General features: G+C 41.9%; 10 protein-coding genes. 8 read left to right on the forward strand and 2 right to left on the reverse strand.

Annotation, left to right across the window (positions count from 1 at the left end):
• The first annotated feature begins 41 nt into the window (after positions 1-41).
• The 6 genes from FTO68_RS04735 (at position 42) to FTO68_RS04760 (ending at position 10,632) form a co-directional block, all read left to right on the forward strand.
• A complete protein-coding gene (locus tag FTO68_RS04735; protein WP_255332226.1) occupies positions 42-3,137 on the forward strand; it encodes a DEAD/DEAH box helicase in 3,096 nt (1,031 codons plus the stop codon).
• Positions 3,134-6,442: a sacsin N-terminal ATP-binding-like domain-containing protein gene (locus FTO68_RS04740; RefSeq protein ID WP_255332227.1), complete on the forward strand. Its 3,309-nt coding sequence runs from the start codon at positions 3,134-3,136 to the stop codon at positions 6,440-6,442. The genes FTO68_RS04735 and FTO68_RS04740 overlap by 4 nt, the downstream gene beginning before the upstream one ends.
• A 175-nt stretch (positions 6,443-6,617) precedes the next feature.
• Complete coding sequence (gene istA, locus FTO68_RS04745; protein WP_438362298.1) at positions 6,618-7,880, forward strand: IS21 family transposase; 1,263 nt, start codon at positions 6,618-6,620, stop codon at positions 7,878-7,880.
• Entirely contained in the window at positions 7,877-8,641 is a 765-nt protein-coding gene (istB, locus tag FTO68_RS04750; RefSeq protein ID WP_255332229.1) for an IS21-like element helper ATPase IstB, read from the forward strand. The genes istA and istB overlap by 4 nt, the downstream gene beginning before the upstream one ends.
• A gap of 120 nt (positions 8,642-8,761) precedes the next feature.
• On the forward strand, positions 8,762-8,974 hold the full coding sequence (locus FTO68_RS04755; RefSeq protein WP_255332230.1) for a hypothetical protein: 213 nt from the start codon (positions 8,762-8,764) through the stop codon (positions 8,972-8,974).
• Positions 8,975-9,405: 431 nt separating this feature from the next.
• Positions 9,406-10,632, forward strand: a complete 1,227-nt coding sequence (locus FTO68_RS04760) for an AAA family ATPase (protein WP_255332231.1) — start codon at positions 9,406-9,408, stop codon at positions 10,630-10,632.
• A gap of 156 nt (positions 10,633-10,788) precedes the next feature.
• Here the strand turns inward: FTO68_RS04760 and FTO68_RS04765 are convergent, their stop codons facing one another.
• Both FTO68_RS04765 and hisI read right to left on the reverse strand, forming a co-directional pair.
• The gene (locus FTO68_RS04765) at positions 10,789-11,454 is read right to left on the reverse strand and encodes a DUF488 domain-containing protein (RefSeq protein ID WP_255332232.1); all 666 of its coding nucleotides are present in this window, start codon (positions 11,452-11,454) and stop codon (positions 10,789-10,791) included.
• A gap of 307 nt (positions 11,455-11,761) precedes the next feature.
• On the reverse strand, positions 11,762-12,124 hold the full coding sequence (gene hisI / locus FTO68_RS04770; protein WP_255332241.1) for a phosphoribosyl-AMP cyclohydrolase: 363 nt from the start codon (positions 12,122-12,124) through the stop codon (positions 11,762-11,764).
• A 368-nt stretch (positions 12,125-12,492) separates the two neighbouring features.
• Between hisI and hisG the strand changes: the two genes are divergently transcribed.
• Complete coding sequence (gene hisG / locus FTO68_RS04775; RefSeq protein ID WP_255332233.1) at positions 12,493-13,365, forward strand: ATP phosphoribosyltransferase; 873 nt, start codon at positions 12,493-12,495, stop codon at positions 13,363-13,365.
• Positions 13,366-13,696: 331 nt separating this feature from the next.
• Positions 13,697-13,855: a hypothetical protein gene (locus tag FTO68_RS04780; RefSeq protein ID WP_255332234.1), complete on the forward strand. Its 159-nt coding sequence runs from the start codon at positions 13,697-13,699 to the stop codon at positions 13,853-13,855.
• Positions 13,856-14,155: the final 300 nt, after the last annotated feature.

Raw genomic sequence — 14,155 nt, forward strand, 5'->3', positions numbered from 1 at the left:
AATCATTAAGTAAAACTCAGATTGCATATTGCACTAATTGCATGACATCAAAGAAACAGTTTGAACTGGGGGATATTGTTTATTTAATAGCAGATCCCTCCAGATCGGGTTCAATAATTAAAAAATTGCCAAATGTCCGAGATAAATACCGCTATGAAGTATATCACTCATCTCAAGATATTCGACAGTATTTTGAAGACCAGATATCTCTAGTAAAACAAGAAAACATACAACCAATAGAGAATGGATATCTTACACCCAAAGAATTTTTTGCTCGCCTAAATGCATTCAGGTTAAAAAACCCGATATCTGATTCAATATATGCGTTGCATGCCGCCAGGATTCAGTTCATACCATTTCAGTTTAAACCGATGTTGAAACTGGTACGTGCAGAACAACCACGTATTTTAATTGCTGACGAAGTGGGTGTCGGAAAAACTATAGAAGCAGGTTTGATTCTTAGAGAACTGGAAAGTCGCCAGAATATTTCCAATGTACTAATTGTATGTCCTAAGTCTCTTGTTACAAAGTGGCATGAAGAGATGAAAAGATTTGATGAAGATTTTCATATACTAGACAGTTCTTTATTGAAACATTGCTTGAAAGAAACACATCGTGATGGAATATGGCCAACTAAATTTTCAAAATCGATTATACATCTCGAATTATTAAGAAGAGATGAATATTTAAATGGGATTGAGGGAAAACGGCCAATAATTGGATTGCGGGATCTTGAACCCCCACCACAATTTGATCTTCTCATTGTTGATGAAGCTCACCATTTGAGAACCCCTGATACAAATACTCATTCGGTTGCACGTTTACTTTGTTCAAATGCTGAGGCAATTATTTTTTTATCTGCTACTCCCATTCAGACTTCATCGGATAATTTGTTTTCACTTCTAAATCTCTTATATCCAGAGACATTCATCGACAGGAGATTATTTCAGGAGATGATTGAACCTAATACATATCTAAATGCTGCTGTCCGACATATTCGAACAAAACGTCCCGATCTATCATGGCAAGAAGATGCTGGTTTACAACTAACTGAAGCCATAAAAACAGATTGGGGACTAAAAGGATTAATTAAAGACCCTCGTTTTGTCTTTTGGCTCAAAAGATTCCAGCAAAATAACACTCTTACAGATACGGAACGAATTCAATGTCTTCGTGATTTAGAGGAAATACACCCATTTGCATCTATCATTAATCGAACAAGACGGCGTGACATTGGAAAATTTACCATACGAGAGCCGCACACGATCATGATTCATTTTGATCGCAAACAACAGGATTTCTATGATAAACTCATTGATTTTCGTAGAGAATACTTGTCACAATATTACGATCCAGTTGTTATTAGATTAATAACAGATATCTTGGAACGTCAAGCAGAAAGCTGTTTATATGGGCTTATTCCTTTGTTAAAAGACTTTGTACAATCTGGAAGTTTGTACGAATCTTCGATCACCGACTCAAATGATTTTGATAATATAGAGTTACCACAAGTCATTCGTCAAAAAGCACAAGAAATTCTCGATATTGCAGTTGAGTTGCCGGAAGAAGATCCCAAATTAAAAAAGTTAGTTGAGATTGTTCAAAATACAATCAATAACGATGGTCCCGGGAAAATACTCATATTCTCTTATTTCCTCCATACCTTAGATTATCTTAAAAAACATCTTGATGAGTACTCAATCCGGGTGGAAGTTATTAACGGAAGTGTTCTAGATGAAGAGAGGGAATATATCCGAAATCGATTTAGATTAGAGAAAACAGATCCTGAGGCTATCGATGTTCTTTTGTCATCTGAAGTTGGATGTGAAGGTTTAGATTATGAGTTTTGTGATCGCCTGGTGAACTATGATATCCCATGGAATCCAATGCGTATCGAACAGAGAATTGGTAGAATCGACCGTTTTGGTCAGATGAGTGAGAAGGTATTAATCTACAATTTTGTTACATATGGAACTATTGCTGAGAGAATTTTTTACCGTTGTTTTGAAAGACTTGGAATATTTGCCGATACATTAGGTGATCTAGAAGAAAGTCTTGGTACATTAACTGAGGAGTTGACCCAGGCGGCATTTAATCCATCATTGACACCCGAACAACTGGAATCTAAGGTATCACAGTTGGCTGATAATGCATTACGGGAATTAGAAGAACAAAGAAGGATGGAGGAAGAAGGTAAAGAGATAATGAGTGTTGATCTTCTCTTACAAAATGAGATTCAACAGATCGAATCGGAAAATAAATTTGTTACTCCTGAAGATCTCTTCTCTTTAATTGAACTGTATTTAGAGATGAGATGTGCGAATGCAAAAATTAATGTTGAAGGAAACATGCACTCAATCGTAAAAATCCGTTTGAGTAAAGAAGACAAAGGATTCTTGTTAGAAGATATTCAAAAAATTAAGCAAAATGGTAAGCAATATATAGAATTTAAACGGTGGTTAGATAGTTCTGAAACCAGTCTTTCCGTTACTTTTAATCAAGAGAAAGCTTTAGAGAATCGAGCGATTCCATTTATAACCCCAATACATCCATTGACAAAAATGGCCACATATTATTGGACAACTGATAGAACGGAATTGGTAACTTCAATAGAAGTACAAGACACTCTGTACTCGTCAGGAACATATCAATTTGCTATTTATTTGTGGGAAACTGTTGCTGAGAGATCAGAACTCCTTCTTCTTCCGTTGGTAAGGGATTTAAGAAATAATACTGTTGAGTCAACCCTCTCTAAACAATTATTCCACCTTATAAAATATGGTGCGCAGAGTTCTGGTTCAAACCACTTAACAGAAGAAATGATACAGCAAGGATTGAACACCTTGGAAGAGATAGCTCACGATTACAGGATCGAAGAACTCGAGAAAATACGGGTAAGAAACAATCAATTAATCGAACAAAGACTGAGTAAACTAACATCCTATTATGAGCGGAGAATTCTGTCAACTCAAGATGATCTTTCAAGAATCGCAAACGAAAAAATTCGAAGAATGAAAAAATCAATGCTAGAACGGTTGGAACGGGAGTTAAAGAGAAAAACGGAGCAATTGGAGCTGAAGAAAGTGGCTGACATACTCAGTCAACGGATTGCTCACGGGGTCCTGGTGATCAAATGAATCAAAAAGGAAAAGAAACGCAGATGAACGAACAGCAGCAAATTCTATTTCAAAAACTATACGAAGATCGGAAAGATAGTGCAAAGACCTTCGAAAAACCTTCGATGGAAGGAGTGATGAATACCGTCGTTGAGAAATATTCTGAACAGGCACACTTTGTATATGAGCTTCTTCAAAATGCCGATGATGCGAAAGCAACAAAAGTGCGTTTAATTCTCTCCAAAGATGGTCTGCTCTTTGCCCATAATGGAAACATCCATTTCTCTCTCTCTGATGTTGATAATGAAAAAAATGACAAACAAAATGGAATTTTAGGGCATATCAATGCAATAACATCTGTCGCTCAGACCGGCAAAACTGAAGATACAATTGGTAAATTCGGTATTGGCTTTAAAGCCGTATTTCAGTATACTGAAACCCCAGAAATATTTGATCCGCCATTTTTTTTTAAAATTGAGCGATTCATTGTCCCGATTCTGTTGAAATCGGATCATGAAGAGAGGAGAAGTAATGAAAAGGAGACGTTATTTTATTTCTCATTCAATTTAAAACAAAAAAACCCTGAAGATGCCTATAAAGAAATAACAACAAGATTGAAAAACCTCAATCATCCTCTCCTTTTCTTGAAAAACTTAAAACGAATCGAGTGGAAGAATGAAGATATTCAATGGAATTACTACACAACAGAAAAAATAAAGGGAGAAGCAAGAATTGTATCTTCTATATACAAAGAAGGGGATAAAGCCTATGTTGAAAAGTTTTTAGTTTTCGATAAAGAAATTCCTTCCCGAATCAATCAACAAAAAAAACATCAGATTAACATTGCATTTAAATTATGTTCTACAGATAATAAAAAAATAGATTCATCCAAAGAATATTCTCCTTTTTGTTATTTTGAGACCCGTGAAAAGTCAGATCTTCATTTTATTATTCAGGCTCCGTTTAATTTGAATAACAGTCGAGAGGGTTTGCTAGAAAACGATCCTGATAACGAATACTTCATTCGTGAACTCGCAATATTGTTGGGAGATAGTCTTCCGACAATTCGAGATATTGGATATCTATCTATCGACTTTTTAAATGCTCTGCCACTTCCATCTCATTTGTCCTATAGTCAAAATTTAATGGGTCGGTATAAACCATTTTTTGATGTCATTTTCGAAAAAATGAGTGGTGAGGAACAATTCCTGCCTACACACCTAGGCCATTATACCAATAAGTATAACGCCATTATTGCTCGGGGAAGTATGGATTTTGTAAATTTATTTGGTAGTAAACAATTAGATGAATTGTTAGGAAAAAAGGATTGCCAATGGCTGAATACAGCAATTAATGAAAAAAATGAGAAGATTTGGCATTTCTTTACAACAGAGAAATATCTAAATATTGATATTATTCGACCTGAGAAATTCATTGAAAAAATTTCAAAACAATTCATTGAAAAACAAAGTGATGAGTGGGTTACAAAATTATATATTTTTTTATTCGGTCAGCCCAGCATAGTAAAAAAAATTAAACAAATGCCTTTTATTCGGATTATTAAGCCCAAGAAAGAATGTGAGGACATAATTGTCGATCACATGGCTCCATTTGATTTGAAAGGAGAGCCACAAGTATTTCTTCCTATAGAGAATGATAAAAATAATCAAATTAATAAATGTTTCCCAATTGTCAAAGAAACGATTATCTCGGATGATAATGTTCGGTCTTTTTTAAAAGATCTGGGACTAGCTCAACCAGATGAATTTGCAGCAATAAAACAGGTTTTTTTAAAAGGATTTCATGAAAATACATCTGTTATTTCTGATAAGGAATACGAATGGTGGCTTGTAAAAATCATTGGATTTCTCATAAACAATCAGAATGATATTAATTATGGAGAGAGGATTGAGAAATTAAAAGAACGTATGTTAAATACGCCATTTCTCTACACTAATAATTGTGAGGGACAAACAGAATTGAAAAATCCAAATACTATTTATCAATCACATCATTATTCTGGCAGCAAAGATTTAGAACTTTTTTTTGAAGGAAATCCAGATATTTGGTTTCTGGATCCAAGATATCAAAATATAACGGACTTTTCGATACTTATTGACTTTTTAGGAATTTCTGATAGACCAAAAATATTCACGGAACCTTTCAAAAATTATCATAGATATAAAAAAGGTTTCACACATGACTACGTAATGGATGGATTGGAGTACTTCCTTAAAAATAATTCTATGACTTTAGATAAATCACTCTACTTATATAAATTATTATTGCAGTCTCAAACAGATCCTAAATATCAAATTAAGTTGTCTGGAACATTGAATTACGCTAATGACATGAATTATACCGGTGCTGTTGTAGGTTCTGAAGAAAAAAACTCAACAATTTTTAAGCTTGTGACTAGCCACGCATGGATTCCCAATAAATCATCTGGTTTCGAGCGTCCATCAGAAGTAACTGAATTTCATGAAGAATTTGAGAAATTATCCAAGGATTGGGAACAAGAATACAATATATTACACAAGAAGTTAAAATTTCAATCTTCAAGTAAGTTTTATCAAAACGTAATTGATAATTTACTTGAGAATTTGGAACCTGGAGCTGAATTACTAGAAAAATGGAAGATTGTTTCCCAACTATCAATGGATGTCATTCTCAAAGCACAGAAGATCCAGGAAGAAGAAAAGAACAAAGCTCAACAAATCACCGAAACGGTTCAGGATGAAGTTCACCCACAAGATGAATTAAGAAAATTCTTCGATAGACCCGGAATTAAGGAACAAAAGGATCTCCATCATGAAGATAATCCAATCTCTGATCCTGATAGAAGAAGGGAAATAATAGCTGAAGAAATACAAGAAACACAAAAGAGCGAGCCCAAATCTTCTGATCGTATATCTTATTCACTACGGAAGAAATGGGATGGTAAAAACCCTGAAACTCGGGCTTTTCTATTACATGAGTATGGAGGAAAATGCCAAGTATGTTCTTCATCATTCAATAAAAAAGATGGAGACCCATATTTTGAAGGATTGTATCTGATTCCATACATAAAAGGTGCATGGCTTGATCGAGAGGGAAATGTCCTCTGTCTTTGTCCAAATTGTTGCGCGAAAATGTTACATGGATCAGTAAAATATGATGGAGATATCGTAGAATTCATCTTAGAGTATAAAATTGAAGATATTGATGATTCGAAAAAAAGGGATTTCAAAATTACATTATGTGGAGGAGAGGAGACAATTAAGTTTTCAAATAGACATATTATGGATTTACAAGAAATTTTAAGACTTGATAGCAAGAATCCTTGAAATCTATGCCTCCTTCTCAACTTAATACCCCCTCTTCCCCGGGATCACCCCTCTTACCCCTTCTTTTGGCTCCTCCATATCCCCATGTCAATGGCGGTGTAGAAATACACAAAAGTGGCGGTCTAAAAGTGCTCACCTGCTAACCTCTCTGTAGAAACAGAGGGGAGCAGCAATGGTGATCGCAACCGAGGGATTTTTCATGATCCGAGATCTCCACAACAAGGGATACAACCAGAGCGATATATCTCGCATAACCGGGTTCAATCGTCGAACCGTGCGAAAATATCTTGCAGCTGATGAATTGCCAAAGAAACAAAGTCGAACTGGAAAACCCAGTAAGCTTGATCCGTTTAAAGACTATATCACAGAGCGAATCACCGCATATCCCCTCACCGCAAAGAGAATCTATCGCGAGATTCGAGAGAGGGGATATACTGGCGGATACACCATCCTCAAAGACTACATCAGAACTATCCGTCCTCTGTATATAACGCCAGCCATCCTCCGTTTCGAAACAGCGCCGGGCAAACAAATGCAGGTGGACTGGGGCGAATGCGGGAGCCAGGAGATCGATGGCAGAAAGAGAAAGATCTACGCCTTCAGTGCCGTCCTCGGGTACTCACGAATGCGCTACATGGAGTTTACTCTTTCAACAGATGTGTACACACTGATCCAGTGCCATAAGAACGCATTCGACTACTTCGGAGGGATTCCTGAAGAAATCCTCTACGACAACATCAAGACGGTCATCATCAAACGAGCCATCCGGGCCAGGGATCATACCTGGAACACAAAATTTGAGGATTTCTTCACCCATCAGGGTTTTATCCCCCGTGTCTGTAAACCCTATAACCCTCAGACCAAAGGAAAAGTCGAGAATTCCATCAAATTCATGAAGAAAGACTTTCTCCTTGGCACCAGGTTCACCTCATTCCAAGACATGGACCAGAAGCTCCTCCGATGGTGTAACCGGGTCAACAGTGAGATCCATGGCGCCACCCATGAGATCCCCTATGACCGGTTGAAAGAAGAGACGCTTACCCCTCTGGGTCTGATCAAGCCGTATATCATTCGCCGTGAGGAAACACGGAAGATCCTCAGAGATGCCTACTTCTCGTATAACGGAACCCTGTACTCTGTCCCATACCAGTATGCGGGCCAGACAGCACTTCTCGAGCTTGAAGGTACAACAATAACCGTCAAAATTGGATCTGAGGTGATCTGCACTCACCAGGTGGCTCCCTCTTCCACAAAGAAGGTGAGAGTAAAAGAACATTTCACCGGCCTGCAGAAAGAGGTAATGGCGAATAACTCCCGAAAAACACAGTTTGCCCAGGATGCCCGGCATTCACAACCGCCTTTCGAGATTGTATATCCCGATGTCGAAGAGCGGCCACTATCGACCTACGATGCTTGTGCAGGGGAGGTAAGATCATGAGCGGTCTTGTGTATGAACGTGTCCATTACAACCTGGAGACGCTCAAACTGACAACGATCAAGGAGATGCTTGACAACAGCCTTGAACATGCGGCAAAAGAGGGTAAATCCACGCTGGAGATCCTTGACTACCTCCTTGAACAGGAAGTAAAAAGCAAACAGGATCACGCCCTTTCGATCAGAATGAGGATGGCAAGTTTCCCGGTTGAGAAGCGGCTCGATGATTTTGATGTGGCGTTTCAACCGTCTCTTGATCCGTTGATCATCAAGGATCTTGCCTCTCTCCGATTCATCCACAATGCGGAGAATGTTGTCTTCCTCGGACCCCCCGGCGTTGGAAAGACACATCTCGCGGTCGCATTGGGCTATGAAGCGGTAAAACAGGGTTTCCGGGTATATTATGCGAATGCATCACAGCTCATTGAACGGCTGATGAAAGCAAACCGGGAGAATAAACTGGAAGAGAAGATCAAGGCGCTAACGAAGTTTCATCTCCTCATTATCGATGAGATGGGATATCTTCCATTCACGAGTGAAGGCGCCCACTGTTTCTTCCAGCTGATATCCCGGCGATATGAGAAATCCTCGACGATCTTTACCTCGAACAAGTCATTCGGTGAATGGGGCGAGATATTCGGGGATCATGTGATTGCTGCTGCAGTACTGGATCGAATCCTCCATCACTGCACGACATTGAATATCAAGGGCGATAGTTACCGACTGAAAGAGCGGAGGCGACAGGGTCTGATCCCCCATGTCTGAAAGGTTTGTATAACAGAGGTTTTATGTTGTTGAAATGAGCATTTTTATTCCGCCATAATTGTGCACTTTGATCCCGCCATTTACACCGATACTCCATTCTGGTTTACAATGCGGCGAAATATGGGAAATGGCAACTGGAAGTATGCCCAAGAAGCTCATGAAGCTTTACGGGAGTTGGAATACAACAGGCCAAAGAAGATGTTTCTGGATAAAAACGAAGGCGGCATCCTTTGCATTCCATTATTTGCTCCCCTCTATGCTCATGAAGACGAGGTTATCAGGTCTCTCGTGGATTCCATCAAAGAAGTTCTGGATATGCTTGAGAGTAAATAAATGGTGAGGGGGGTTGATGACTTCCTTTTCTTCCTCTTCCCCCTATTTCTAATCTGATCCTCACCTCCTCTCAAGCATCTTCTTGACATCGCTTGACCGGTACCGGAGGGTGATCTCGCTTGTCCGCCCATCGCCTGCCGGATCGCAATTCTGACTAATGCGTATTGGTCACTGGCAAATGTCTTCAGCTGCTTATCACAGGTTGTCATTGGGGTAGTCATCGGTCTACTCACCGCTGAGCACTTTTAACCGCCCCAAGTGAGCATTTCTGCACTGCCATTGATATATCTTACAGGAAGAAAAGAAAAATGAGTGAAGCTGTGGTTAATTATTGGTTAAGTAGTGATCAAGTAGTGATCAAGTAGTGGTGAAGCTGTGGTGAAGCTGTAGTCAAGTAGTGATGGAAAGGAGAGGGGAAAAGGAGATGAGAGATGCCAAAACTGGATAGAATACGGATTTCAGGGTACAAGTCAATCAGAGATCTTGATGTTCCGCTCAAAAACCAAAATATCCTGATAGGGGCAAATGGAGCTGGAAAATCAAATATCATCTCGCTCTTCTCGCTCCTGAACCAGATGGCTGAGGGGAGGCTCCGGTATGCTGTTGGAAAGGCTGGTGGCCTCCGATCACTCCTGCATTATGGGCCAACGAGAACCCGGCATATTGATATTGAACTTGCATTCGGGGAGATTGGATATGCCTGTTCATGGGAGATGGCAGAGGATGACGGTATCATCTTTCGGGAGGAACGTGCCGGGTTCCTGGGTCATGGTCTGGGTGATCGACCAGATGTTCGACCGGATGCTGAAAGACCCTATACTGAGAGACCCTATACTGAGAGAACCTACACTGACTTTCTCGAATCAGGGCACCGGGAGACGAAACTCATCACCTATGCAAAGGAGCCGCACCCGCACACGCCCCCGGAGCCGCAGCCGGAGCTGGAGCTGGAACCGGGGCAGGAGCCGAACCTGGAACCAGGTCGGAAGGTGTCGCGTCAACTGCTTTTTGGCATGAAGAGCTGGCGTGCTTATCATTTCAATGATACGGGCGCCGACTCCCCGATAAAGGCTATCGAGCAGATAAACGACAACATGTACCTCAGGGCAGATGGCTCAAATCTGGCTCCCTTCCTCTACTATCTAAAAAAGGTCCATGAGGAGCAGTATAATCATATCCGGGATATGGTGCGGCTGATCTTCCCTCGCTTCGATGACTTTAACCTCAGGCCGATGGTAGAGAACACCACGTTGATACGGCTTGAATGGAGAGAGAGGGACTCGGATTACCCTTTTCTGGCACATCAGCTCTCAGATAGCATCCTTAGGTTCATCTGCCTTGCAACCCTCCTCCTCCAGCCAAACCCGCCCGATCTGATCCTCATTGATGAGCCGGAGCTGGGCCTCAACCCATCCGCACTCCAGGTGCTGGCAGCATTGATCGGGAGCGCATCACACCGGACACAGGTGATCGCAGCCACCCAATCGGCAACTTTTCTGGATCTCTTTGAACCTGAGGATGTTGTTGTGCTTGATCGGTTCCATGGAGAGACAACAGCGAGACGCCTTGATACAGATGAGCTTGAGCCATGGCTCCCCGACTATTCACTGAGTGAACTCTGGGAGATGAATGTCCTCGGTGGGAAACCCTCTCCCTGATGGCCAGAGGCGGGCATTTGTACACCGCCATTGAGATAGTCATCCTGTTTTATTTATTGGACTGGTGTTTGTGCTGCTTATCGGTGAGCACTTTTGGACCGCCACAGGTGAGCATTATTACACCGCCATTGACAACTGGCTGTGACAGTTTCCAGGTCACAGGTCAACAACCTCCATTCCCTCCTCCCGGAATCGTTCTGCAATGACTCCCCGATGACAATCGGACGCCTTTGCCTCAAAGCAGAGAAGTGCCACTTTCTCATCCTCTGCAATGGTTTTGATGGTATTGAGATAGGCCGCTTTTTCACCTAACTCCTGGTGATATTCATGGAAGAGTTTTGCATATCCTTGATCTGTGAGGTTCTGCCGCCTGGTGCTCTGGATGCCAAGTTCAGGCATATGGAGATAGGTGATTCCCATATGTTTCAGATAACTGGAGATCTGGTTCTTTGAGAAACCATATTTCATACTGAACGCATTCCTTCGCACGTCAATTACTTTTCCAACTTTGGAATCGATGAGCATCGAGAGGAAACGATCAATACTTTTCCCCTCATACCCGATTGTGACAACACCGGTCTCATTCCTCTCGTATGTTTTCCGCTTCTCAATCTCAGAAAATATGGTGGTTTCCGGATAGTGTGAATAAATATGGTCAATGAGTTCCCTCTCGGCTTTATCCCCAAACTGACGTACTACCTGATCGATTGACCTCTGGATCGAACGATCCGGTAAGGGAAACTCCTGATTGAGTGACGTAACCATGGTATCTGTTTCAAGCAGGTACCCGTCCCTCTCCAGATGGCTTATATCAGTATACATCTGGAATGAAAACGGGCCATACCTGTATGGAACAAAATCATAAAGGGGATTGTCCTGTGATGCCAGGAATAGTAATTTGACCAATTGTAATTTTGTAAGGCTTTGTTTTTTATCAAGCAGATATAAGAGAGCCCGCTTCTTTTTGGTTATCATAGTATAAGGAAAGATTCACATTTTAGCGCTTATAAAACTGGCGGGTAGGATGCGAAAGTAATGGAAATTGGATTACTGGATACCTGGATACTGAGGGGGTGAAGTGGATTCTCTGTCCTATCTCTTCCTCTCTCCCCTCTGGTATCTCCCCCGCTCACTTTTTGCCATATACCTTTTCGGGGTCAAAGAGGCGCTCGCTGGTGATCGTGCCGTCGAGTGTGCGGTAAAAACATGACCGGTGTCCGGTGTGGCAGGCAGCCGTGGTCTGGTTGACCATGTAGACGAGGGTGTCTTCATCGCAGTCTACCAGGATGCTGTGGACCTGCTGAAGATTCCCTGACTCCTCGCCCTTCTTCCAGAGCTTCTGCCTGGATCTGCTATAGTAATGGGCATATCCTGTAGAAGAGGTGAGGTCAACTGCTTCCCGGTTGGCATAGGCGAGCATCAGTATGTCTTTTGTCTCGACATCCTGTGCAATAACCGGGACTAATCCCTGCTCATCAAACTTTATCTCAATCATTTATGTATCTGCTCCTCGTTAATCTCCCCATTGAAATGAAGGATTCTCCAAATACCATTTATCCGGTGAGTTTTTATAGCTATTTACTCTTATTTCCACTCTTTAGACTCCGTTCCACCCTTTAGACTCCTTTACCCTCTTTAGACTCCTTTACCCTCTTTAGACTCCCTTCCACTCTTTACACCCCTTTTCACCCATTACGCCCCTTTCCGCCCATTACACCCCTGAGATGAACTATCGGTGAACGATGGACTTACTATAAATGAACTATGGAGGGACGATGGATGAAGTATGGATTATTAGGGGGAAACTATGGACGAACGATTGAACCATATGGATTTAATCTGCATGCTCCAATACCTAGTATGATCAACATTGCCCTCCCCAAAGGAAGTCTTGAGGAGCAGACACTTCAGCTTTTTAAAGAGGCAGATCTTGAGGTCAGGAGAACAGATCGCGACTATAATCCTCAGATCAGAGATGAGCGGATTGGAAAGGTCAAGATATTACGGCCGCAGGAGATTCCGACATACATAGAGATGGGATATTTTGATATCGGGATATCCGGCCTTGACTGGGTGCAGGAGTCGGGATCCGATGTTGTCGAGGTAGCGGAACTGAACTACAGCAAGACCGGGAAAGGGAATGTGAAGATCGTGATTGCAGTCCACCAGGATGAGCCGATCTCCTCAGTTACCGAGATCCGGCCGGATAGCCGTGTGACGACCGAGTACCCTGTGATGACCCGGAAGTTCTTTGATGACCTCGGCATACCGATCCGCCTCTTCGCATCCTATGGTGCCAGTGAGGCAAAGGTTCCTGATCTGATGGATGTGGTCGTTGACCTGACCGAAACCGGGAACACACTCAGGAAAAACGGGCTGAAGATCATCGGGCAGATCCTTGAATCGTACACAGTCATCATCGCAAACAAGCAGAGTTTTGAGGATCCGGTTAAAAGAAGGGAGATTGAAGAGATCATAACCCTCCTCATGGGTGTAATCGATGCCAGGAACAAGGTCCTCCTGTCGATGAATGTCCCCTCTGCGGCACTCGAGGCTGTCGTCTCAACCCTGCCCGCATTAAAGAAACCAACCGTCTCAAGGCTGCATGGGATTGATTACTTCAGCCTGGAGACGGTCGTCTTCAAAAACCAGGTCAATACCCTGATACCACAGCTGAAGTCATCCGGGGCCGAGGATATCCTTGAGATCCCAATCACAAAGATTGTGAGATAGCGAGAAGGCCGGGGAGGGTTGCCTGTGCAGGATAAGCTGCTCCCGGATGAGCGCCTCCCGGATGAACCCCTGCTCATCCAGTTCCACTGGCAATTGTAGGTGGTGCCAAATTTGAACCGCACTATATAAACCCTCTTTCCGTCTCATCCTGATCCCTGCATGCGGGAAATTAAAAACGCTATTTGAGACTGCTCACACCCGGAGCATGGAGGATATCTTTATAGTTGCTCATGAGAATAATACAACCAGATGAACAATCCCAACCTGCCACTTCTTTACAAATGAGATGTGGTTATGGTGTTATGATTGTGTTATAGAATGGAGGCTTCTCATGGCAAAGGAGATTGAATTAGGTCTTGAATTAACAGGAGAGGACGCTCTCACCTTCCACAGATATAATACAAAACCATATGATACGAGAGAAGGGCGTGAGCTGCTCCAGGAAGCCATTTTACTCTCGAAAAAGGAATCTGAAACCATACGGCTTTGAAAGGGCTGTGAAAGATGCCTCATCTTTATCAGGATATGGAGTTTCATCTTTTTGATGAAACATCAAAAATCCAGACATTTCAATGTAGCAATCAGGATCTGGACGATTTTTTAAAAAAGGATGCTTTACAGTACACAAAGGAGAACCGGGCAATCACTGAATCCCATATTCCTTTGTTTTCGCCGATTCCTTTTGATCCCCCCTTTATATAGGTGCGCCGATCCAAATTGATCCCCCTTTTTGCCAAAAACCGCCACTTCCCTTTATATAGGGTCTGAGGTGGCACAAAGGGTGAAACAG

The sequence above is a fragment of the Methanocalculus taiwanensis genome, from assembly GCF_024372745.1.
In the GTDB taxonomy this organism is placed as follows: Archaea; Halobacteriota; Methanomicrobia; order Methanomicrobiales; family Methanocorpusculaceae; genus Methanocalculus; species Methanocalculus taiwanensis.